Origin of the sequence: Litchfieldia alkalitelluris (assembly GCF_002153425.1) — a bacterium.
GTDB classification, from domain to species: domain Bacteria; phylum Bacillota; class Bacilli; order Bacillales; family Salisediminibacteriaceae; genus Evansella; species Evansella alkalicola.
Genome location: NZ_KZ119600.1, coordinates 2,852,759 through 2,875,300 on the forward strand (window position 1 = coordinate 2,852,759; position 22,542 = coordinate 2,875,300).

Sequence of the window (22,542 nt, forward strand, 5' to 3'; positions counted from 1 at the left end):
TAGTAGTATATAGTTCGATTTCTATATTTTCAACCATGAATATTAAATCAATCTAATTTTTCCCCTTGAAATGCTCCTTGCTCTCTTAATCTATCCCTTAGTTTTCCGTAATCTTCAGACTTCCAGAAGGCTTCTGAATTAACTAATTTATTTGCATCCTGCCTCGCCACTTCTAACACTCGAAAGTCCTCCACTATATCTGCGACCTTAAAGTTTGGTAAACCACTTTGCTTTGCTCCGAAAAAATCTCCAGGTCCCCTTAATTCCAAGTCCCTTTCTGATAACTCAAAACCATCATTCGTATCTGTCATAATTTTCATACGCTCTTTACCTACATCAGATTTCGGATCTGCAAGTAAAATACAATAGGACTGAGCTTGTCCACGACCTACCCGGCCCCTCAGTTGATGCAGTTGAGCAAGGCCAAAGCGTTCTGCATCATAAATAACCATTACCGTTGCATTAGGAACATTAACGCCAACTTCAACTACAGTAGTTGAAACAAGGAGATTCACACTGTTTTCGGCAAATTGATTCATAACATCGTCCTTTTCTTCAGAGGAAAGTCGCCCATGCATGAGCCCCACACGATATTCTGGCATTGCCTGTGTTAACTGTTGATGAACGTCTATTGCGTTTTGAACGTCTAGCTTCTCCGATTCTTCTATCAGTGGACAAATAACGTACCCTTGATAGCCTTTCCCAAGCTCTCGCTTCATAAAATCTATTACCCTCGGAAGCATATCTGGCTTTCCCCAACGCGTCTCTACTGGTTTTCGTCCTTTTGGCATTTCATTAATGACAGATACATCCATATCTCCAAAAGCAGATATGGCTAATGTTCTTGGAATTGGAGTAGCCGTCATAAAAAGAACATCTGGTCGTAGCCCTTTTTTGCGCAAAATTCGCCGTTGTTCAACTCCAAAACGATGCTGCTCATCGGTGATAACAAGTCCTAGTTTCTTAAAATCCACTCCCTCTTGAATAAGGGCATGGGTACCAATTAGAACATCTATTTCACCATTTACTAATCCAGCTAAAATTTCTCTCCTTTCCTTAACTCGAGCCGACCCTGACAGTAATTCAACCCTTAATTGTAAAGGCGCCAAAAGGTCTTGTAGAGATGCTTTATGCTGCTCTGCTAAAATTTCAGTTGGTACCATTAACGCACCTTGAAACCCCGCTAATGCATTTGCATACAATGCACACCCAGCAACCACGGTTTTTCCTGATCCTACATCACCTTGAAGTAAGCGATTCATTCTATGAGGTCCTTGAAGGTCATCTAGTATCTCCTTTAGCACCTTTTTTTGCGCTTGTGTAAGTTCAAATGGAAGGTCTTGAACAAATCCCTTTACCTTATCAATAGAAAAGACCTTTTGCTGTCCTTCGTCACCTTGTCTTTCCCACTTCCGAAACATTTGCATTTTTAATTGAAAAAGGAGTAGTTCTTCATAAATCATTCTTCTTTTCGCTTGAACTAATTGTGTGGCTGAAGTAGGAAAATGAAGTTGGCGAAAAGTTTCTTGCCGATTCATTAAACGATACATATTGATTAATTGTTCAGGTAAGGTTTCTTCTATTTGATCTCCATATTGTTGAAAAGCATTGTTAATAAATTTTCTTAAGGTGGTCATTTTCAGGTTTCCACGGATAGAATAAACTGGTTCTAGTTCTCCAGCTTGACTATTTTTTGCTGTCTTAATCGTTCCCCCGGAAATCATAAGTCGGTTACGGTCAAACTTACCGTTAATCGTTATTGTATCTCCTAGGTTAATCTGTTTTTTTAAATAGGATTGATTAAAGAAAACCGCTTGAACTAAGAGACCGTCCACGAGTACGCGAACGGTCAAGCGTGCTTTATTTTTCCCATAAAAACGAAGGGTCGGTTCACTATGAACTATACCCCTAATAGTCACTCGTTCATCATGCTGTGCTTCATGAATTGGTCGTATTGCATAATCTTCGTAACGAAAAGGAAAATGCTCTAGTAGTTGCTCCACAGTTTTTATTCCCATCGCTTCTAACTGTTCTACCGCCCTCGGACCAACACTTTGAATTTGTGATACGTCATCCTTCATGATCTTCACACCTTTTTCTTTGAAGAACCAAATATTTTCTCCTGATATTTCCGTCCAGTTGGTGTAGCTGCTAATCCACCTTCTCCAGTTTCCCTTAATGTAAAAGGCATCGTTTCACCAATGCGATACATGGCATCAATTACTTCATCACATGGAATTCTACTCTCTATTCCAGCTAACGCCATATCTGCAGCTACCATTGCATTTGACGCACCAAAAGCATTTCGCTTTACACATGGCACTTCCACAAGACCTGCTACTGGATCACAAACTAATCCAAGCATACCTTTTAATGCCATGGCCATCGCCTGGGATGACTGCCTAGGTGTACCTCCTGCCATTTCAACGATTGCAGCTGCTGCCATGCCAGTTGCTGATCCTACCTCTGCTTGACATCCACCTGCCGCGCCTGAAATGGAAGCATTATTAGCAACTATAAAGCCAAATGCTCCACTTGTAAAAAGAAAGCGTACCATTTGTTCTCGAGTAGGATTTAATTTATCTTTCACTGCAAAAAGAGTCCCTGGTACAACGCCTGCTGACCCTGCTGTAGGGGTTGCACAAATTGTACCCATTGCAGCGTTCACTTCATTTGTTGCCATCGCTTTTGCTACTGCCTCTAATATAAAAGGACCAGATATCGTATTATTTTTTTGGATATATTCAAACAGTTTTTTCCCATCTCCTCCAGTTAAGCCAGAAACGGATTTCACCTGTTCCTTTATACCTCTCTCCACTGCTTTTTCCATTACAGCCAAGTTTCTTTCCATTTGTGCCATTATATCTTCCTTGGACCTTTCATGGTGCTCCATCTCTTGTCTTATCATGACTTCCGAAATGGATATCCCTTCATTTTCAGCAAAGGTTACTAATTCTTCTGCATTCCTAAACATAGCATTCATGTTGTTCCCCCCTTGATGCCTTCCATGGTATTTTATTCATGTATCTTGGTGACTTGTGTGACGAGATCTAGAGCTGATATTTCGTCTAGAATATTTTTTTCTATATTCTGGTCCACTTCTATTACCATTAAAGCCTCTTTCCCCATTTCTTTTCTAGACACTTCCATATGCCCAATATTAATCTCATATTGGGCTAACGCAGCAGAAACAGACGCAATCGCGCCATAACGATCATTATGAACTACTAATATTGCAGGATGATTACCACTTAATCGCAGTTGAAATCCATTTAGCTCTTTAATTTCAACTTTTCCCCCACCAATTGAAATACCCACTAATTCCATTTCACTCTCGTCGTCCCCTAGGTGTATTTTAACCGTATTAGGATGTTCAACTTGTGCTTCTTCCTCATGGAACGAAACAGTGAGCCCTATATCATTAGCAATACTTAATGCTTTCGTTATGCGGGTATCACTCGTATCGAATCCCATAACACCTCCAACAAGGGCCACATCTGTTCCATGGCCTAAATATGTTTTTGCAAAGGAGCCATACAGATGGAAATTAACCCATTTCGGTTCCTTACGAAAAAGCTGTCTTGCTACAAGACCAATACGTGCTGCACCTGCAGTATGTGAACTAGAAGGTCCGATCATAACTGGGCCAATAATATCAAACACGCTGCGATATTTCATTATTTCTGCCTCCCCATGGTGTTACAACAACAGAATATATATATTGGAGTTGTTGTATTTATAAAATCAATTTTATGAATGCGCTTTATTTTTTTATGCCCATTAATCGAATAAAACAATCTCATCAAGTATATAGTAACAAAATGTTTGTAAAACGGCTATTATCTTTTGTCATGATAGAGAATTGGATATCTTTGTAAGCACGTAAATAGTTACGAAGCTTACTTCCACTGGGATTTTTTTATCCTTTTTTATCCTTTTTTATCCTCATCAAAAAGTGTCCCTAAACATTTATAAAAACGTTTAGGGACACTTTTTAATAGTCTTAAAATTTTATTCTGCCGTAGATGTAAATGTAATGGAAATTGTTCCTGGTCCAACATGAGTACCAATAACTGGACCAATATCAGTTATAACTGATTGCTTCACATTGAACTGTTCTTTTAGCTTATCCATAAGTGACTCTGCTTCTTCGTTAGCTTGTGCATGGGAAATCCCCACATGTACAGGGTTTTTGCCATAACGGCTTTCGAACTCTTGAATAATACGTGAAACTGCCTTTTTTTGACCTCTAACTTTTTCGAACGGAAAAACTTCACCATCATCATTTAATGATAGAATTGGCTTGATCTTTAATAAGGAGCCTAATACAGCTGATGCTTTACCAATCCTGCCATTTTTCTCCAAGTATTCTAACGTATCTACCATAAAGAACACTGAAGTATCATTTAGAAGTGTATCAAGGCGTTTCATGCATTCTTCCTTCGTTGCACCCTTATTTGCTAGTTGTGCGATTTCCACCACTATCACTCCGATAGCATAAGATGCTTTCTTTGAGTCAACAACAGTCACAGAAGCATCGTCACCAAGCGTTTGAGATGCAATATAAGCAGATTGGAATGTTCCGCTTAACTTGGAAGATAGATGAATGGAAATAATTTCGTTTTCAGGATTCTCTTCTGCAAGGCGACGATACTCCACTTCAAATTGATGTGGGGTAGGCTGTGATGTGGTTGGAATCTCACCTGCCGATTTTAGCTTTTCATAAAATTGAGCTGACGTTAAGTCTACCCCATCTTCAAACGTTTCTTGTCCAAAATGAACTTTTAACGGTACCACGGTAAGACCTAACTCTTCCTGCATTGATTTTGGAATATCTGCTGTTGAGTCCGTAACTACTTTTACGTTCCCCATAAACACAACCCCCTTTTAATTAAACCATTTACTCAACTGATAAAATATACGAGTAAAGTGGTTGGTTTCCAACATGTACTTCAACTTCCACATCTTCGTATTTCTCTTCTAGATATTTGACCAACTCATCGGTCTCATCCTCTGTACGGTCTTCTCCACGGATGATCGTTACAATTTCACTATCTTCATCTAACATCTTGTCCAATAGTTCTTTTGCAACATTTTGGACTACAGGGCCAGTGGATAAAATATCTTTTTCGTATATACCCATAAAGTCCCCTTTTTTAATTTGAACACCATTTAGGCTAGTATCCCTAACGGCATATGTAACTTCACCCGTTTTAACAGACTGGAGAGCTTCACTCATTTGACTTTGATTGTCCTCCAATGAATCCACAGGATTAAAAGCAAGTAGTGCAGCTAAACCTTGTGGAACAGATTTAGATGAGACAACCACAACATCTCCTTCTGTTACAGATGCAGCCTGCTGTGCTGCCATAATAATATTACTGTTATTTGGAAGAAGAATGATCTTTTCAGCATTACAATCTTCAATAGCTTTAACGAAGTCTTCCGTTGATGGATTCATTGTTTGTCCACCCTCAATAACTCGTTTAGCACCTAAGCCTTTAAATAAATCTGAAATTCCTCCACCCATAGCAACTGTAATGATCCCATACTCTGTTTTCTCGTCCTTTTTAGGCTTATCGTGTGGGACTTTTACACCAGTACTTTCCTGCTCTAAAATAGAAGTATGCTGTTCGCGCATATTTTCTATTTTTACATTCACTAAAGAACCAAATTTCTGTGCTTCAGAAATGACATTCCCAGGATATTCAGCATGAATGTGAATTTTTAATAAATCCTCATCCGAAACAACAAGTAAAGAATCTCCATGTTCACTTAATTTGTTTCTAAAGGCAGATTCATCATAAGGGTTTTGGGTCGTTTTTTCGTCCTCAAATTTAACCATAACCTCTGTACAATAACCAAACTCAATATCCTCTGTGGACATGTGACTTTGGGCAGATTGATGATGCTCCACCTGAACTAGTTCAGTCATACTTGGTTCATTTTGTACAAGGTCGACGATTTTTTCACCTTTAAGCACTGCAAGAAAGCCTTCGTAAATTGTCAACAACCCTTGTCCACCTGAATCAACTACGCCAACCTCCTTTAGTACAGGAAGTAAATCTGGGGTCCGATCCAAGGACGCTTTTGCTTCTTTAACAACGGCTTCCATCAATGCAATTGTGTCATCATTCTTTTTGGAGAAATCAACAGCTTTTTTGGCAGAATCTTTTGCAACAGTTAGAATTGTACCTTCAACTGGCTTCATGACTGCTTTATATGCCATATCGACCCCATATTCGAATGCTTTACTTAGTTCTTTTGCATTAATCGTTTCTTTTCCTTCAACCGACTTTGAGAAACCACGGAATAATTGAGATAAAATCACTCCTGAATTACCTCGTGCTCCCATTAACAAGCCCTTTGCAAAGGATCCTGCTATTTTACCTACATGTTCTGTCTTATGACCCTTTACCTCTTTAACACCAGAAGTAATCGTCAAATTCATATTTGTTCCTGTATCCCCATCTGGAACTGGGAATACGTTTAATGCATCAATCGTTTTTGAATTATTGGATAGATTGTTTGCCCCTTCAATAAGCATATGAGCAAACTTTTCTCCTTCAATAATTTTGATTGTCACGAAATGCTCCTCCTAACTATACCTATGGGTTTGTAACACGAACTCCCTGAACAAAAATATTAACAGAGTCCACATTGAGTCCCAGCATCTGTTCTAATTGATATTTCACTTTTGACTGAACATTATGCGCTACTTCGGAAATTTTTGTTCCATAACTAACAATAATGTACATGTCGATGTGAATTTCCTCTTCTCCGTCTTCACGGATTACAACGCCTCGACCCATATTTTCTCGCCCCAAGAGGTCAGTAATACCGTCTTTCAACTGTTTTTGTGAAGCCATTCCAACGATGCCGTAGCAGTCGATGGCTGCACCACCTGCTATTACAGCAACCACTTCTTTTGAAACGTCAATTTTACCATAATTGGTTTTCATTTCGATGGTCATGCAAAATCCTCCTTTGGCTGTTTGCCTGCATGGCTACCGCCATTTTACTATAAACGAAACTAATTTAAAAGAAAACATGGTATAAGTTTAATAATTACCCTATTTTTTTCTTCTGTCAAGGTTAATTACTTGAAACTTTACTCAAAATTACTTGAAAATTAATTTTCTCTATGCTAAACTAACTTAGTGTTTTAATTGACAACGTTAAAAAAAGATAGAATGAACATCTTTTCTGTTACTGCAAGAAGGAGGGATATTATGTCACGCAAATGTGTAATTACAGGTAAAGGACCTAGATCCGGTAATAGCCGTTCTCACGCTTTAAATGCAACGAAACGACGCTGGGGTGCGAATGTACAAAAGGTTCGTATTTTAGTAGATGGTAAACCAAAAAGAGTATACGTTTCTGCAAGAGCACTTAAATCTGGTAAAGTAGAACGTGTTTAATTACATGAACTAAGCTATACTACTAAAAAACGGCGCATGATGCGCCGTTTTTTTACGTTGATGGTCAGAAGTAATATTCAACTGACCTGGTATGATGTTATAAAAACAGGTTGATTTTATACGGCCTATTCCTTACGAAATGCGCCTAAACACGCTTTTACAAAGCCGCCGATGAACTTAGGTAATTTAATCGTATAAAATTTCATATTTCCCCCTCCTCGAATGAGCTGCCCTTGCTCCATAGGACATGATGAGTTAAAAAAACGTGCTTCGTTATTACCCATTATATTCACCCAGTCGGAAATAGTACCCTTTTTTCTAAAGAAAAATGCAAGTTATTCACGAAAAAAATGGGACAACACGAAAACACTACACTAAGACTACCTTCTTACACCTAAACCTTTTCCATTTATCACCTCTAGGTGACTACACACTTCTTAGCATATGTATCAGCTTTTAACCTGTTCCTATTTACTAGTATTTTTTATATGCTGTATCAAATAAAAACATGCAACTTAGAGACGGATAATATAAATGCTCATTCCTGAAGGATAGAAGACAGAGATAAGACTCCGCAGATGCAGGAGGCAGGACTCCGACATTAGGCCGTTGCCCACAGGACGTGGGCAAGTTCTTAGGCGGAATTTGGTGGAGGCTCACCAGAGCCCCACAGCAAAGAATACACTATGTAGAATAAGGCAGATGTCACACTAGCCACGTGCTTGAAAGGAAATGACTGTAACGATCATCAACAAAATATACTTTCAGGATAGCCTTTCATTCCAATAGCAAAAGCCATCGCGAGAAAAGCAATGGCCTTTGTTGTTCTAGGTCCTGATCATATTCTTTTGAATGCCATAAAGATTACGGGCTCTTGAAACCTTTACCGTATTCTTTCAAATAACCAAAATGAAGACTCAAATCGCTCCGCTTCCTCATTTCAGTCCCCATTCTGTAAAAATGAAGACTCAAATCGCTCCGCTTCCTCATTTCAGTCTCCATTCTGAGAAAATGAAGACTCAAATCGCTTCGCATCCTCATTTCAGTCTCCATTCTGAAAAAATGAAGACTCAAATCGCTTCGCTTACTCATTTCAGTCTCCATTCTGAGAAAATGAAGACTCAAATCGCTCCGCCTCCTCATTTCAGTCTCCATTCTGAATTCGAAGCCGTTATAAACTCCATAAAAACTGCAGAATTATATAAGTTCTTATCTTTTAAAAAAGCCATCGCAAGAAATGCAATGGCCTTCGAACTATAGTGATCCTTTTATCATATCAATGGCATTTTGCCGATTACGACTATTGTATATAGCAGAGCCTGCAACTAAAACATTTGCCCCTGCTTCTACCACTTGCTTTGCTGTGTCTGGGTTGATACCACCATCCACTTCCACATCGATAGTTTTACCAGTTTGATTGACAAGGGAGCGAACTTCTGTAATCTTTGGAAGAACAGAAGGAATAAATGCCTGACCTCCAAATCCAGGGTTAACTGTCATCAATAAAACAAGTTCAACATCTTCAATGACATGTTGGATCGTTGAAACAGGAGTAGCTGGATTTATTACGACACCAGGCTTTACACCTAATTCCCTTATTAACTGAATACTTCGGTGTAAATGAGGAGTCGCCTCAACATGAACGCTTATAATATCTGCACCTGCTTTTGCAAAAGAAGGGATATATTGATCAGGATTTTCAATCATTAAATGGACATCTAAAGGTAATTTCGTAACGGGCCTAATCGCATCAACTACTAATGAACCTATTGTAATGTTAGGTACAAAGTGACCGTCCATAACGTCCACATGGATATAGTCCGCTCCTCCTTTTTCAACATCCAGTACCTCTTCCCCTAGTTTAGAAAAATCCGCTGATAGGATGGATGGAGCAATTTTCACCATTTATTAGTACCTCCGTTTTTGTGATTTAATCTCATCTAAAAACTGTTTATAATTATCGTAACGATGTTCTGCTATATCACCTGATTGTACTGCATCTCTTACAGCACATTTCGGTTCATTTATGTGCATACACCCACGAAATTTACAATCATTGATACGGGTGCGCATCTCTGGAAAATACATACTTAAATCCTCTACTTCCATCCCTTGAAAATCCAACGAACTAAATCCTGGTGTATCTGCAACATAACCTCCACCATCTATTGGAATAAGTTCAACATGGCGAGTTGTGTGTTTTCCGCGGCCTAAGCTTTTAGAAATCTCATTCGTTTCTAAATTCAAGTTTGGATTTAACGCATTTAGGAGGGAGGATTTCCCTACACCTGACTGACCAGCAAATACAGATACTTTTTGTACCAAATAGGGTCTCAAAGATTCAATAGTTTCTTGAAGATAGATGGAAGTATTTATTACTTCATAACCAAGATTTCTGTATATATCCTCATACCTTTTTATCTCTTCTGTATCACTCAATAAATCAATCTTTGACAGGCATATAATTGGTTCTATATGATTTGCTTCCACATGCACGAGAAATTTGTCTAATAAAATTGGGCTAAATGACGGTTCATCTGTGGAAAATACAAGAATGGCCTGCTCAACATTCGAAATAGGAGGTCTCACTAACTCATTCTTTCTATCATGAACTTCCAAAACATAGCCATCTGTTCTGTTTTCCGCTTCAAATTCCACCCAATCGCCTACTAAAGGTGTAATTTTTCTTTTCCGAAAGTTTCCCCGCCCTCGGCATTGAAAAATACCATTCTCATTTTCAACGTAGTAATACCCACTCAATGCTTTCACGATCCTACCTTCGCCCATCCGTACCTCCAATATACACCAAAAAAACTCCTCCTTTTTTATTGATAACCTTTTAATTCCTCGTAAGTATACTCGTATGCAGAATCTTCATATTCCTCCCCATTAATATATACTAATAAATAACCAGAATCACCAGGAGCAACAGTCAATGGAATTCTAAAGCTTTCTGTCTCTCTAATTTCTTTGTCAATCACTACGCTCGGTACGGTGTGCATCATATCAATCACTTGAATGACAACATGGAAAGGATCACTTTCTTCACCATTAGATCCTGTATCCTCCACTTCTACCCGGAAAGGTACATGTACGGTGATTGGAACCTCTTCAGGTTCTTCTTCCTCTGGTTCAGGTCCTAAAGAAAACACAACCGTTACTTCCGTCCTCTCACGAATTTCAGTTCCCCTAGGAGGGTCCTGTGAGATTACTCTCCCCTCTTCAATCGTTGGGTGATGCTCATCTTCTAATTTCATATCTAATAACGTATTTTCTGATAGGATACTGATTACTTCATCTCTAGTCATTCCATAAAGGTTAGTTATCGTATACGTCGGTCTTTTACTTAAAGTTAATGTAACGACTGTCTCATTTGGAAAAATTAATTCCCCTGGCTCAGGAGATTGTTCTAATACGATGTCATCTTCGTATTCTGTTGTTTCCTCATAATCAAACTCAATACCTTCATATTGTTCTAACAATCTCTCCGCATGACTTTTTGCTTCTCCTATTACATCGATCATCCCTATTGGGTCTGGACCTTCACTAACAACTAGTGTAATTTCTGTTCCTACTTTTACAGTTTGTCCTGCAAGTGGGCGGTGACTAATAACCAGGCCCTCTTCCACCTCATCGTCTGGACGAAGATCTTGTTCCACAATTAGTCCAAGCTCTGTCAACTCTTCATATGCAATTTCATATTCTTTTCCAATTAGATCATCTGGGATCACTACGTCTTCAACATGTAACCACCTAGGAATCATTGAAAAAGCAACAAAAAATACTGCAAATATAAAGAATAGGGATGCAAAGATAGTGATAAACCAAAATTTCTTACCCTTTTTCTTCTTTTCTGGAGGCTCAACCCATTTCGTTTGATCCGCTTCTCCACGCACGATTGTTTGATTCAGATCTTCTCCTTGCTGCTGCTTAATTATTGGAACAGCCTTTGTAGCTTCTTCATCAATATTATTAATCTCTACACGTTTTTCATTTTTCCTAATCGGATCAAACACTGTAACCAAATCTTCTAACATATTATCAGCTGTAGCAAAACGCTCCAGTGGGTCTTTGGCAGTTGATTTTAAAACAACGTTTTCCACACTTTGAGGAATAGTCGGATCCACATCAGTTAAGAATGGCAATGGCTCCTGCAAATGTTTGATTGCAACTGAAACAGCAGTATCCCCATTAAATGGAACTTTCCCAGTTAACATTTCGTACATGACTATACCAAGGGAGTATATATCTGATTTATATGTTACATTCCCTCCACGAGCTTGTTCTGGAGACAAGTAATGAACAGAGCCTAAAATAGAATTCGTATGAGTAATAGTTGCTTCACTAATAGCTCGAGCAATCCCGAAGTCCGTTACCTTCGCCTTTCCATCCTCACTAATTAAAATATTGTGAGGCTTTATATCACGGTGTATGATGTGATTTTCATGTGCATGCTCAATTGCAGAAGTGATTTGCTCCATAATTTTTACAGCTTCATGGACGTGGAGTTTACCCTTTTGTTGTATAAAATCTTTTAAGGTGCTCCCTTTTATATACTCCATTACAATGAAATATAGATTATCTTCTTCACCAACGTCAAAAATATTAACTACGTTAGGGTGAGATAAACTCGTAGCAGCCTGAGCTTCACGACGAAATCGCTTAATAAAATCTTCATCTTCAGAAAACTGTGGTTTCAAAACTTTTACTGCTACGTCCCTATCTAAAATGATATCATGGGCTAAATAAACATCCGCCATCCCACCGCCACCAATTGGTCGTAAGAGCTGGTATCGGTCGTTAATGCGTTTCTGCTTCATTCGTCACTCACTTCCTTTTGGGTTGAATGACGTAACAAAGTAATCGTAACATTATCTTCTCCACCACGTTCGTTTGCAATCTCAATGAGTCTATCCACTATTTCTTCTAATGATTCGCTTTTATCAAGCTCCTCGTTAATATCTTGATCATTTAATTTATCCGTAAGTCCATCTGAACAGAGAAGGAGGTAAGATCCAGGATCCCAGTCAATCGTATTAACATCTACTTTGATAGACTCTTCCGTTCCTAATGCTCGTAGAATAACATTTTTCCTTGGATGATGCATCGCCTCAGTCTCTGTAATCTGACCAGAACGTACTAATTCTCCAACAAGTGAGTGGTCTGCTGTCATTTGCTTCATACCCTCTGTTGTTTTCAAGTAAATTCTTGAATCTCCAACATGTGCAACCGTTACAAATTGCTCATTACAAATGGCAACTACTAGTGTTGTCCCCATTCCTTCACATTGTATATTTTCCTTTGCGTGATTAAATAAATGAGCATTTACTTCTTGAATGGACTCCGTTAACCACTCTTCTGCTTCTTTAGGAGAAAAAATAGTAGTGTTATCCTCCCACTTCTGCAGTAAGAAGTCTTTTGTCATTTTACTAGCTACATCCCCTGCTTGGTGTCCACCCATTCCATCTGCAACTAGAGCCAATACTTGTCCATATTGATCGATGGAAAAAGCTCCATCATCTTCATTATGAGGCCTAATCTGGCCCGTATCTGTTCGAAAAACCGCGTCCATATGCTTATCCCCTCGTTTCTTCTTTCCGCTCCTTCGCTCGAAGTTGTCCACAAGCAGCATCAATATCATGGCCTTGTTCCCTTCGAATCGTTACATTTATCCCTCTATTTTTAAGTGTCCTCTCAAATTCAAATATTTGGTCCACAGGTGTGCGGACATAATCCCTTTCCAAAACATCATTAACCGGTATTAAGTTAACATGACATTTAAGCCCTTTAATAAGATCAGCTAATTTCTCTGCATCTTCAACCGTATCATTGACACCTCCAAACAAACCGTATTCAAAAGTAATTCTTCGACCTGTTTTTTCCACGTAATAACGAATAGATTTCATTAACTTATCAACTGGATACGCCCTATTAATTGGCATTAACCTTGACCTTGTTTCTGTATCTGCTGCATGGAGTGAAATTGCAAAATTAATTTGAAGCTGCTCCTCTGCAAATTGATAGATTTTAGGTACTACTCCACTCGTAGATACTGTAATATGTCTCGCACCAATATTAAGACCATTATCATGATTGACAGTACGAAGAAATCTCATAAGTTCATCATAGTTGTCAAACGGCTCACCAATTCCCATTACAACAATAGAATCTACCCTTGCACCTTCGTCATCAAGAAACTTTTGGGCCTGTAGGACTTGTGCAACTATTTCTCCTGCTTCTAAATTACGCTTCAAACCACCTAAAGTAGAAGCACAAAACGTACACCCAAGACGACACCCAACTTGAGTTGTAACACAAACACTATTTCCATAGTCATGGCGCATTACAACCGTTTCAATAGAGTATCCATCTCGAAGTTCAAAGAGAAATTTGATTGTTCCATCCTTTGAAGTTTGAGAAGTAATTGTTTTTAAAGTCGTTAGTGAATATTGATTCGACAGCTTTTCCCTTAAATCCTTTGATAAATTTGTCATTTTTTCAAATGTTGAAACACGTTTTACGTACAACCAATCATAGATTTGTTTTGCACGAAATACTGGCTCTCCATTCTCCTTTAACCAATTTGATAATTCATCAAATGTTAAGGAGTATAATGAAGGTTTTACTTCTTCATTAGTTTCTGCTTTTCCTTCTAATTCTAACATCATGACCCACCTTTAATTGTTTTACATACAGATGAAATAAAAAATCCATCCGTCCCCTTTTCTCCTGGGAAGAGTTGGAGCATTCCTGGTTTTAAACCTGAACAGTTCAGAAAGGCATCAGGAAGCCTTTTATACATATCCTTGTCTAATTTAGAATCATCATTATTATTTATAAAAGTTGATATTACTTCGTGATTTTCTTCCATATCAACTGTACATGTACTATAGACCAATCTGCCTCCTTGTTTGAGGAGTGGCCAAACAGCATCTAAAATAGCTAGTTGAATTTGTGATAGTCGTTTCACATCGTCTGCTGACTTCGTCCATTTCAAATCAGGTTTACGTTGAATGACACCAAGACCCGAGCAAGGTGCATCTATTAAAATACGATCAAAACTTTCTGCTTCAAATTTTTTACCTGCATGGCGAGCGTCCATTACTTCTGTATGAATATTTTTTAAACCTAATCTTTTCACCTGTTGATCAATTAGCCCCACCTTATGTTTATGGATATCTAAGGAAACAACTTCCCCCGTATTCTCCATCATCTCAGCGATGTGTGTCGATTTTCCACCTGGTGCAGCACATGCATCTAAAATTGTTTCTCCTTTTTGTGGAGACATGATATGGGCTACCAGCATAGAACCTTCATCTTGAATCGTTATAAGACCATCGCTAAAAGCAGATGTCCCGGCGAGAGAACCTTTTGAAATAGTGATACTTTCAGGGACTTGTTTACTTTTTTCAGCATCAATTCCAGCCTGTTCTAAGGACTGAAGCACCTCATCAACGGTGGTCTTTGTCCTATTAACCCTCGCACTATGTATTGGATGGGTTAGATTTGCTTTTGCAATTGCCTCAGTTTTTTCTTTACCAAATTGCTTGATCCAACGGGAAATCATCCAATCAGGGTGACTTGTTTCTATTGCTAGTCTCTCATCAGCATCTTTTATTTTTTCCGTTTTAGGTATTCCCTCACGTTGAATAGAACGTAAAATACCATTTATCATACCTGATATACCCTGGTGTCCCCGTTTTTTGGAAATTTGTACTGCTTCGTGTATTGCTGCCCTATCTGGAATCCTATCTAAATATACCATTTGGTATAGGGTGAAGCGTAATAGAATATGAACCCATGTGTCCAGTTTTCCTAATGGGCGTTTAGAAAAGTGCTGTAAATAAAAATCCAATGTGCGTTGATGCTGTAATGTCCCGTATACTAATTCAGTTAGTAAAGGGATGTCCTTTGGATTTAGTTGAGATTTTTTTATCGTATCATTAATAAGAAGATTGCTATAAGCCTGGTTTTTCTCAATTTTTAATAGCAAATCAAGTACTGCTTCCCTTACATTACCTTGTTTCATCATTCTCTCCTAACATTTTTCCTTCAGTCCAACCTTTTCCTGCTCCGAGTAAAAACGTCTTTACGTCCATTCTTTTTTTACCAGAAGGTTGGATCTCTGTGAGCTTTAATACGGTGTTATCCCCACAGGCAACGTGCAACCCATTATCCTCAATTTGAATAACTGTTCCTGGCTTTTCGTCCGTATCATTATCAGTTTTTTCTGTCCACCAGATTTTCATACGTTTTTCTCCAACCATTGTATATGCAACTGGCCAAGGATTTAATCCGCGGACTTGATTATATATATATCCAGCAGTTCGTGACCAATCTATTTTCTCTTTGTCCTTCGTTATATTTGGGGCATAAGTGACATCTGCCTCATCCTGCTCCTCAGCCATAATCGTACCAGCTTCTAATTCAGGTAAAGTGTCTAGTAACAACTCAGCCCCAACCTTACTTAGTTTATCATGCATTGTACCTGTAGTATCAGTGTCTTCTATAGGAATAGTACGTTGGGATAAAATATCACCTGCATCTAATTTTTCTACCATATACATAATCGTAATACCAGTCTCCTTCTCACCATCTATTACAGCCTGATGGATCGGTGCTCCACCACGGTATTTAGGTAGTAAAGATGCATGGACATTAACACACCCAAGTGGGGGCACATCCAATAACCCCTTTGGCAATATTTGTCCAAAGGCACAAGTAATGATAATATCAGGGGATTCTTTTTCCACACGTTTCCATTCTTCTTCATGCTTAATCTTCTCAGGTTGAAAGACCGGAATACCATGCTTGATAGCTGCAACCTTAACTGGGGGCGGAGTTAATTCTTGTTTTCTCCCTTTTGGACGGTCTGGTTGGGTAACTACTAAGCTTATTTCATACCCTTTTTCAACTAAACCATCTAAAACAGGCACAGCAAAATCAGGTGTACCCATAAACACTGCTTTCATACAAATTCCTCTCTTTCTTTAACGAAATTGCCTTATAGCATCATATAAGGATTGGAATCAATGACGATCGATAGATTACTTCGGCTCATTTCTCCTTGATATGTTTTTATAATCTCTTGTAAAGTTTGCGTCAACTTCGGTTCAACTTTGTATTTTATCATGCATTGATACCTATATCTATCTTTGATTCGAGGTATAGCTGAAGCCACTGGTCCATAGACCATCGTATCTTCAGAAAGCTCCCCCTTTAAAAAGTTCGTTATTTTTTCTGTAACAGCAACAACATTTGTTAAATCCACGTCACTAACGTGAATTAAGGTTAAGTAATAATACGGTGGATAGCCGCCTTGTTTCCTAACCATCATTTCCTTTTGAAAAAACGAAACAAAATCATGCTGTTTTACATCTTGTATACTATAATGGTCTGGCGTATAGGTTTGAATAATAACTTCACCAGGTTTTTCATGCCTTCCTGCTCGGCCACTAACTTGGGTAAGGAGTTGAAAGGTTCGTTCTGCTGACCTAAAATCCGGCAAATGTAACATGGAATCAGCCGCCAAAACGCCTACAAGGGTGATGTTAGGGAAATCAAGCCCTTTCGCAATCATCTGCGTACCTAACAAGACGTCCCCTTCCCCTTTACCAAATTTCTCTAGTAGCTTCTCATGTGAACCTTTTTTTCTCGTAGTATCTACGTCCATCCGAATGACACGTATATTAGGAAGAACCTTTATTAGCTCTTCCTCTACCTTCTGAGTCCCTGATCCAAAAAAACGGATAGATTCCCCTTCACAATCAGGACAACGAGATGGTACAGTTTCAACATGTCCACAATAATGACATTGGAGGGATTGGTTTGCCCTGTGATAAGTTAAAGAAATATCACAATGTGGACATTCTGCTACGTACCCACAGTCTCGACACATTATAAAGGTAGAATACCCTCTACGGTTTAAAAAAAGAACGATTTGCTCCCTTCTTTCTAATCGCACTTTCATGGCATCAAGAAGACCATTGGAAAACATCGATCTATTCCCTTGGCGCAACTCTTCCCTCATATCAGTGATTGTCACAACAGGCATTCTCACATCATTGACCCTTTTTTCCATAGTCACAAGTTGGTAAACACCTTTTTTTGCCCTGGCATAGCTTTCCAACGAAGGTGTCGCACTTCCTAATATCACTGGGCATTGATAATATTCGCCACGTTTTATAGCAACATCCCTTGCATGATAACGTGGGGACTCTTCCTGTTTATAACTTGTCTCATGCTCTTCATCGATGATGATCATACCTAAATTCTCAAATGGCGCAAAAATAGCAGAACGTGCCCCTACTGCCACACTCACTTCCTTATCACTGATTCTCTTCCACTCATCATATTTCTCTCCCTTAGATAATGCACTATGGAGAACGGCAACAGCTGACCCAAACCTTTCCTTAAATCTCGTTACCATTTGGGGCGTTAATGATATTTCTGGAACCAATACAATCGCTTCTTTCCCCAACGACAAAGCCTTTTCAATTGCTTGTAGATAAACTTCAGTTTTCCCGCTACCTGTCACCCCTCGTAACAAGAATGTACGATGTATTTCATTATTTAATGATTCACTAATTGACTGAAGAACTATTCCCTGTTCCTCTGTTAATGGCAGTGGCTTACTTTTCGTAAATTCCCTGCCTTCATATGGATCCCGCCTTAACTCCATCTCTTCTTCAACAAGTATTCCTTTTTCGACAAGAGATTTTATCGTACTTCTTGATGTCTTTACTTCACTAATGAGATCTACTACTGGTATCGGATTGCTATTATTATTTATAAAAAACTGTATTAGCTCGCGCTGCTTTTTAGCCCCTTTATTCAAAGTTTCGAGTAAATCATGCAACTGTGCCTTCGTATAAGCTGATTTAACGGCCACCCTCTTTTTCTTCGTTTCATGTGTGCCCACAATAGGTTGAACTGTAACCTCATTATTTTTAATAAAAGTGGCCATCATTTTCCGTTCCATTGTTTTGGCTTTCTTTTGAAATTCATCCCAGTCAATGGGAGCGTCCTTTTTACGGAAAAAAGAGGCTGATTCCTCTGTAGCAATTGATGTATTAAGCCATAGTTGCTTTTTGTATTTTGCCCGCATTGCAGCTGGGAGCATTACCTTTAGCACAGAAATATGATGTGATAAAGTTTCATTTTTAAGCCATTCAGATAATGACAACAATTCTTTAGTTATTGGTGGTTTAACATCTACTAACTCTTGAATAGGCTTTAATTTATCAAGTGGATATTCACTTGTCTCGGAAATTTCAATAACAAAGCCTTGCACTTTCCGTGGACCAAATGGAACGACAACACGTAATCCAGGTACAACAGTATCCATATATTCATCCAGTATGAGATAATCGAATAACCTGTCTGTCTGATTAGTTGACACATCCACAATAACCTTAGCAATCATTTTAGACGCTCCATATGAATACTCATTGCAGCATCTAATATTCTCTTAGCTGCTTCGACTTTCGTTGTCATAGGCACATCATCTACTTCGCCGTTTCTTTTAAATAACGTAACCTCATTTGTATCTCCTTGAAATCCAGAACCAGGGCTAGTAATAGAATTAGCTACAATCATATCTACATTTTTAGATTCCATTTTCTTCTTAGCATAGACTTCCATATCATGTGACTCTGCAGCAAAGCCTACTAGAGTCTGACGAGGTTGACGGTTTGCACCAAGTTCCTTTAATATATCCTGAGTTCGTTCCATTTCAATTTCCCATTCCCCATCTTTCTTCTTTATCTTTTGATTAAACGTATTTTTTGGCCGATAATCTGCTACTGCAGCACATTTAATAATCATTTCATTATCCTTAGCACAAGCAGTTACAGTTTGATACATTTCTTCTGCTGATTCTACGGAAATAAGATTGACACCGTGTGGTACCGACAAGCTAGTTGGCCCTGACACAAGTGTTACATTAGCACCTCTCGCAGCCGCTTCCTCGGCGATTGCATATCCCATCTTCCCAGACGATCGATTTGTAAAAAAACGTACTGGATCTATCGTTTCCCTAGTAGGTCCTGCTGTAACTAATACTTTCCTACCATGCCAGGAGGGGTTGTCCCTTTTTACAAAATGATTTTGTACAACCTTTACTAATTCTTCAGGTTCTGCCATGCGACCTTTCCCTTCGTATCCACAAGCTAAATACCCTTCATTAGGCTCAACAAATTCATAACCATAGCTAGATAATGTGTTCATATTCTTTGTTACAGCTGGATGCTGATACATATGTACATTCATTGCTGGAGCAATTAAAACTGGTGCAGTTGTGGCTAAAAGTGTTGTAGATACCATATCATCTGCAATACCATTAGCTAGCTTAGCTATGATATTTGCAGTTGCTGGAGCAATCAACACTAAATCAGCCCAGTCCGCAATATCTATATGTGCAATTTTAGCGGGGTCCTTTTCGTCAAATGTATTTGTATATACATAATCCCTAGATAATGCTTGAAATGTCATGGGTGTCACGAATTCCGTAGCAGACTCAGTCATAGCTACCTTAACACTAAAACCTGCTTGAACTAATTTGCTAGTTAACGCCGCCGCCTTAAAAACTGCAATTCCGCCTGAAACACAAAGTAATATCTTTCTCTTCTCCAATTTCCCTCAACCTCCAGCATATTTTCCGTGTTAGTTTACTATTTACTACGATACTAAAACATTCGTAAAAACAAAAGAAAAAACAACCTTTCTACAGGTTGCTTTTATACTTTAGTCCTTTTGCCTATATGATAATTTTTCTGCATCAATTTCTTCTAAAGCCATCCCAACGAAGTTTACTGATTTAGACTTTGCAGTTTTCTGATATACTTCAGGTGTTTCCCTAAGTTGTCGAGCACGGTGTGCGGAAACAGTAACAAGGGTATACTTTGAATCAATTTTTGTCATTAAAGAGTCTATAGATGGGTTTAACATGTTATCACTCCTTGACTAGTTGTTTGTATTTGTCAATTAATCGTTCTTTTCTGCAATTCTCAGCAGTTACGATGGATTTTATACGCTCCACAGCTGCCTCTACTTCATCATTTTCCACTACGTAGTCATATTTGTCCATTAATTCAATTTCTTCCTGAGCAACAGTCATGCGGCTATCAATGAGATCCTTCGTCTCGGTCCCTCTATTTTCAATACGGCTACGAAGCTCCTTCAAGCTTGGTGGCATCAGGAAAATAAAGACACCTTCCGGGAAAGTTTCCCTGACTTGTAATGCCCCTTGTACTTCAATTTCAAGAATAACATCATGGCCTAAAGCAATTGTATCCTCTACATACTTTCGAGGAGTCCCATAATAATTATCAACATATTTTGCCCATTCTAAAAGCTGATTATTTTCAATCATATGTTCAAATTCTTCTTTTGACTTAAAAAAGTAATTAACACCATCCACTTCACCTTGACGTGGCTTTCGTGTTGTTGCTGATACTGAATATCGAATATGTGTATCATGCTGCCTTAACGCTCCACAAACCGTTCCTTTTCCTACACCAGAAGGGCCGGAGAGAACGATTAGTAATCCTTTATCTCTTTTCATATATACAGTTACCTCCACTAAGACAAGTGTCTCTCCATGTTTTATCATTATTTTAACTAATGTTCAAGAGAATTAACAAAAAAATGTGTTTAAAATGATGATTCGTTAAAAATTGAAGTTACTTCTATTTCCAGGGAGGCTACCATTAACAAAGCCTTCAATGAATATATTAGTGGAATTTCATAATAAAACCATCGGATAAATCCGATGGTATCATACTATTCTTCAGCTAACTCATCTTTATTAAATACGCGCTGTGCTACAGTTTCAGGTTGAACTGCTGAAAGAATTACGTGATCACTATCAGCAATAATTACTGCCCTAGTCCTTCTCCCATATGTAGCATCAACTAACATGTTGCGGTCCCTTGCTTCTGTGATGATTCGTTTAATTGGTGCTGATTCTGGACTTACGATTGAAATAATTCTGTTTGCTGAAACAATATTCCCAAAGCCAATATTTATTAGTCGAATATCCATGTGTCCATTTCCCCTAACTTCTATTAAATTAATAATCTACAGTATGAATAATTAATACTTACAATTATTATTAGTTAATGTGAGACGTTATTCTACATTCTGAACTTGTTCACGTATTTTTTCTAGCTCAGATTTCATTTGAACGACCGTTTGACTTATGGAAATATCATTTGCTTTGGAACCTATTGTATTAGACTCACGGTTTAGTTCCTGAACAATAAAGTCAAGCTTTCTTCCCACAACGTCATCTTCTTCCAATATTTGTCCAAACTGCTTTACGTGACTTTCAATTCTAGTTAACTCTTCTTGAATATCAGACTTATCTGCATAAATTGCAACCTCTGTTAGGATTCGAGTCTCGTCAATATTAAGACTCCCATCAATAAATTCTCTCACACGTTTTGAGAGTCGTTCACGATAACTGTTTTGAACAGTAGGAGCATACTCTTTAAGTTCTTTTGCCCAATTATTCATTTTATTGATTCGATTCTTCAAATCCTCATAAAGTTCCTGTCCTTCCCTTTTACGCATGCTTACCAATTGCTGACAAGCTTCCTCCGTAGCTAATAGGGTCAGATTTTGTAAATCCTCAGAAACATCGGTTGCTTCCTTTATTTCAACTACATTTTCATTAAGCAGTAGTTGGTCAACAGGAAATGCTTTTGAAGTAACATATGATTCTGCCATTCTTTCAAAGGTTTTATGGTACTGATGAAAGAGTTCCCAATCTACCATCAATGTACGGTTTGCTGTCCCTTCTCCATTTAAATTAATAAAAACGTCCACTTTTCCCCGTCTAACATATCGGGTAATAAGCTTCTTTATCTGATCCTCCATAAAGAATAATTGTTTTGGCATCCTCACGTTTATTTCGCAAAAACGATGATTTACTGCCCTCATTTCCACTGTAAGCTGAGAATCCCCATTTTCCTTTAAAGAACGACCATATCCTGTCATACTTGTAATCATTTCTATCACATCCACATTTATATTCTAAACAATTTTATAGATTACAACAAGTCTAAGTGTCATTTCAGATAATATTTTTTTATAATTTAGCCTTATTATAGATAAATAA

Annotated in this window: 22 protein-coding genes; 2 read left to right on the top strand and 20 right to left on the bottom strand. The window is 38.3% G+C overall.

The annotated features are described in order from the left end of the window. Positions 1-47: 47 nt before the first annotated feature. From recG to BW724_RS13695, 6 genes are all read right to left on the bottom strand, one after another. On the bottom strand, positions 48-2,081 hold the full coding sequence (gene recG, locus BW724_RS13670; RefSeq protein ID WP_088075747.1) for an ATP-dependent DNA helicase RecG: 2,034 nt from the start codon (positions 2,079-2,081) through the stop codon (positions 48-50). A gap of 5 nt (positions 2,082-2,086) precedes the next feature. Then, positions 2,087-2,974, bottom strand: a complete 888-nt coding sequence (gene sdaAA, locus BW724_RS13675) for an L-serine ammonia-lyase, iron-sulfur-dependent, subunit alpha (RefSeq protein WP_088077925.1) — start codon at positions 2,972-2,974, stop codon at positions 2,087-2,089. Between the two features lie 41 nt (positions 2,975-3,015). Beyond that, a complete protein-coding gene (sdaAB, locus tag BW724_RS13680; protein WP_088075748.1) occupies positions 3,016-3,678 on the bottom strand; it encodes an L-serine ammonia-lyase, iron-sulfur-dependent subunit beta in 663 nt (220 codons plus the stop codon). A gap of 333 nt (positions 3,679-4,011) precedes the next feature. Next, entirely contained in the window at positions 4,012-4,872 is an 861-nt protein-coding gene (locus BW724_RS13685) for a DegV family protein (protein WP_088075749.1), read from the bottom strand. Positions 4,873-4,900: 28 nt separating this feature from the next. Continuing rightward, the gene (locus BW724_RS13690) at positions 4,901-6,586 is read right to left on the bottom strand and encodes a DAK2 domain-containing protein (protein WP_088075750.1); all 1,686 of its coding nucleotides are present in this window, start codon (positions 6,584-6,586) and stop codon (positions 4,901-4,903) included. A gap of 22 nt (positions 6,587-6,608) precedes the next feature. Further along, positions 6,609-6,974, bottom strand: coding sequence for an Asp23/Gls24 family envelope stress response protein (locus tag BW724_RS13695; protein ID WP_088075751.1), 366 nt, complete (start codon positions 6,972-6,974; stop codon positions 6,609-6,611). A gap of 258 nt (positions 6,975-7,232) precedes the next feature. On the opposite strand from BW724_RS13695, the gene rpmB reads away from it, so the two are divergent. After that, positions 7,233-7,421 (top strand): 50S ribosomal protein L28, encoded by a 189-nt coding sequence (gene rpmB, locus BW724_RS13700; RefSeq protein WP_088075752.1) that lies wholly within the window; start codon positions 7,233-7,235, stop codon positions 7,419-7,421. Positions 7,422-7,546: 125 nt separating this feature from the next. On the opposite strand, the gene spoVM is transcribed toward rpmB, so the two are convergent. Then, the gene (spoVM, locus tag BW724_RS13705; protein WP_088077927.1) at positions 7,547-7,627 is read right to left on the bottom strand and encodes a stage V sporulation protein SpoVM; all 81 of its coding nucleotides are present in this window, start codon (positions 7,625-7,627) and stop codon (positions 7,547-7,549) included. A 703-nt stretch (positions 7,628-8,330) separates the two neighbouring features. Here spoVM and BW724_RS23975 point away from each other — a divergent pair. Further along, on the top strand, positions 8,331-8,681 hold the full coding sequence (locus tag BW724_RS23975) for a hypothetical protein (protein ID WP_140354973.1): 351 nt from the start codon (positions 8,331-8,333) through the stop codon (positions 8,679-8,681). Here BW724_RS23975 and rpe read toward each other — a convergent pair. From rpe to BW724_RS13775, 13 genes are all read right to left on the bottom strand, one after another. After that, a complete protein-coding gene (gene rpe / locus BW724_RS13715) occupies positions 8,676-9,326 on the bottom strand; it encodes a ribulose-phosphate 3-epimerase (RefSeq protein ID WP_088075754.1) in 651 nt (216 codons plus the stop codon). The genes BW724_RS23975 and rpe overlap by 6 nt on opposite strands. Before the next feature lie 3 nt (positions 9,327-9,329). Beyond that, a complete protein-coding gene (gene rsgA / locus BW724_RS13720) occupies positions 9,330-10,208 on the bottom strand; it encodes a ribosome small subunit-dependent GTPase A (protein WP_088075755.1) in 879 nt (292 codons plus the stop codon). A gap of 38 nt (positions 10,209-10,246) precedes the next feature. After that, a complete protein-coding gene (pknB, locus tag BW724_RS13725) occupies positions 10,247-12,241 on the bottom strand; it encodes a Stk1 family PASTA domain-containing Ser/Thr kinase (protein WP_088075756.1) in 1,995 nt (664 codons plus the stop codon). Then, positions 12,238-12,993: a Stp1/IreP family PP2C-type Ser/Thr phosphatase gene (locus BW724_RS13730; protein ID WP_088075757.1), complete on the bottom strand. Its 756-nt coding sequence runs from the start codon at positions 12,991-12,993 to the stop codon at positions 12,238-12,240. Before BW724_RS13730 ends, pknB begins: the two co-directional genes overlap by 4 nt. 4 nt (positions 12,994-12,997) lie before the next feature. Further along, positions 12,998-14,089: a dual-specificity RNA methyltransferase RlmN gene (gene rlmN / locus BW724_RS13735; RefSeq protein ID WP_417891362.1), complete on the bottom strand. Its 1,092-nt coding sequence runs from the start codon at positions 14,087-14,089 to the stop codon at positions 12,998-13,000. Then, positions 14,086-15,450 carry a 16S rRNA (cytosine(967)-C(5))-methyltransferase RsmB gene (gene rsmB, locus BW724_RS13740; protein ID WP_176371414.1) on the bottom strand — a complete coding sequence of 455 codons (1,365 nt, stop codon included), beginning with the start codon at positions 15,448-15,450 and terminating at the stop codon, positions 14,086-14,088. The genes rlmN and rsmB overlap by 4 nt, the downstream gene beginning before the upstream one ends. Continuing rightward, the gene (gene fmt / locus BW724_RS13745) at positions 15,437-16,393 is read right to left on the bottom strand and encodes a methionyl-tRNA formyltransferase (protein ID WP_088075760.1); all 957 of its coding nucleotides are present in this window, start codon (positions 16,391-16,393) and stop codon (positions 15,437-15,439) included. Before fmt ends, rsmB begins: the two co-directional genes overlap by 14 nt. 32 nt (positions 16,394-16,425) lie before the next feature. Then, positions 16,426-18,846 carry a primosomal protein N' gene (gene priA, locus BW724_RS13750; protein ID WP_088075761.1) on the bottom strand — a complete coding sequence of 807 codons (2,421 nt, stop codon included), beginning with the start codon at positions 18,844-18,846 and terminating at the stop codon, positions 16,426-16,428. Beyond that, positions 18,843-20,054: a bifunctional phosphopantothenoylcysteine decarboxylase/phosphopantothenate--cysteine ligase CoaBC gene (gene coaBC / locus BW724_RS13755; RefSeq protein WP_088075762.1), complete on the bottom strand. Its 1,212-nt coding sequence runs from the start codon at positions 20,052-20,054 to the stop codon at positions 18,843-18,845. Before coaBC ends, priA begins: the two co-directional genes overlap by 4 nt. A 111-nt stretch (positions 20,055-20,165) precedes the next feature. Beyond that, positions 20,166-20,369, bottom strand: coding sequence for a DNA-directed RNA polymerase subunit omega (rpoZ, locus tag BW724_RS13760; RefSeq protein WP_088075763.1), 204 nt, complete (start codon positions 20,367-20,369; stop codon positions 20,166-20,168). 4 nt (positions 20,370-20,373) lie between these two features. Beyond that, complete coding sequence (gene gmk, locus BW724_RS13765) at positions 20,374-20,985, bottom strand: guanylate kinase (protein ID WP_088075764.1); 612 nt, start codon at positions 20,983-20,985, stop codon at positions 20,374-20,376. 218 nt (positions 20,986-21,203) lie between these two features. After that, a complete protein-coding gene (gene remA / locus BW724_RS13770) occupies positions 21,204-21,464 on the bottom strand; it encodes an extracellular matrix/biofilm regulator RemA (protein WP_088075765.1) in 261 nt (86 codons plus the stop codon). Positions 21,465-21,551: 87 nt separating this feature from the next. Next, on the bottom strand, positions 21,552-22,433 hold the full coding sequence (locus BW724_RS13775; protein ID WP_088075766.1) for a YicC/YloC family endoribonuclease: 882 nt from the start codon (positions 22,431-22,433) through the stop codon (positions 21,552-21,554). Between the last annotated feature and the right edge of the window lie 109 nt (positions 22,434-22,542).

Excerpts from the sequence above, each read along its gene's own strand:
- recG (WP_088075747.1), bottom strand. The coding sequence starts at position 2,081 with ATGAAGGATGACGTATCACAAATTCAAAGTGTTGGTCCGAGGGCGGTA.
- sdaAA (WP_088077925.1), bottom strand. The coding sequence starts at position 2,974 with ATGTTTAGGAATGCAGAAGAATTAGTAACCTTTGCTGAAAATGAAGGG.
- sdaAB (WP_088075748.1), bottom strand. The coding sequence starts at position 3,678 with ATGAAATATCGCAGCGTGTTTGATATTATTGGCCCAGTTATGATCGGA.
- BW724_RS13685 (WP_088075749.1), bottom strand. The coding sequence starts at position 4,872 with ATGGGGAACGTAAAAGTAGTTACGGACTCAACAGCAGATATTCCAAAA.
- BW724_RS13695 (WP_088075751.1), bottom strand. The coding sequence starts at position 6,974 with ATGACCATCGAAATGAAAACCAATTATGGTAAAATTGACGTTTCAAAA.
- rpmB (WP_088075752.1), top strand. The coding sequence starts at position 7,233 with ATGTCACGCAAATGTGTAATTACAGGTAAAGGACCTAGATCCGGTAAT.
- spoVM (WP_088077927.1), bottom strand. The coding sequence starts at position 7,627 with ATGAAATTTTATACGATTAAATTACCTAAGTTCATCGGCGGCTTTGTA.
- BW724_RS23975 (WP_140354973.1), top strand. The coding sequence starts at position 8,331 with ATGAAGACTCAAATCGCTCCGCTTCCTCATTTCAGTCCCCATTCTGTA.
- rpe (WP_088075754.1), bottom strand. The coding sequence starts at position 9,326 with ATGGTGAAAATTGCTCCATCCATCCTATCAGCGGATTTTTCTAAACTA.
- rsgA (WP_088075755.1), bottom strand. The coding sequence starts at position 10,208 with ATGGGCGAAGGTAGGATCGTGAAAGCATTGAGTGGGTATTACTACGTT.
- pknB (WP_088075756.1), bottom strand. The coding sequence starts at position 12,241 with ATGAAGCAGAAACGCATTAACGACCGATACCAGCTCTTACGACCAATT.
- BW724_RS13730 (WP_088075757.1), bottom strand. The coding sequence starts at position 12,993 with ATGGACGCGGTTTTTCGAACAGATACGGGCCAGATTAGGCCTCATAAT.
- rlmN (WP_417891362.1), bottom strand. The coding sequence starts at position 14,089 with ATGATGTTAGAATTAGAAGGAAAAGCAGAAACTAATGAAGAAGTAAAA.
- rsmB (WP_176371414.1), bottom strand. The coding sequence starts at position 15,450 with ATGAAACAAGGTAATGTAAGGGAAGCAGTACTTGATTTGCTATTAAAA.
- fmt (WP_088075760.1), bottom strand. The coding sequence starts at position 16,393 with ATGAAAGCAGTGTTTATGGGTACACCTGATTTTGCTGTGCCTGTTTTA.
- priA (WP_088075761.1), bottom strand. The coding sequence starts at position 18,846 with ATGATTGCTAAGGTTATTGTGGATGTGTCAACTAATCAGACAGACAGG.
- rpoZ (WP_088075763.1), bottom strand. The coding sequence starts at position 20,369 with ATGTTAAACCCATCTATAGACTCTTTAATGACAAAAATTGATTCAAAG.
- gmk (WP_088075764.1), bottom strand. The coding sequence starts at position 20,985 with ATGAAAAGAGATAAAGGATTACTAATCGTTCTCTCCGGCCCTTCTGGT.
- remA (WP_088075765.1), bottom strand. The coding sequence starts at position 21,464 with ATGGATATTCGACTAATAAATATTGGCTTTGGGAATATTGTTTCAGCA.
- BW724_RS13775 (WP_088075766.1), bottom strand. The coding sequence starts at position 22,433 with ATGATTACAAGTATGACAGGATATGGTCGTTCTTTAAAGGAAAATGGG.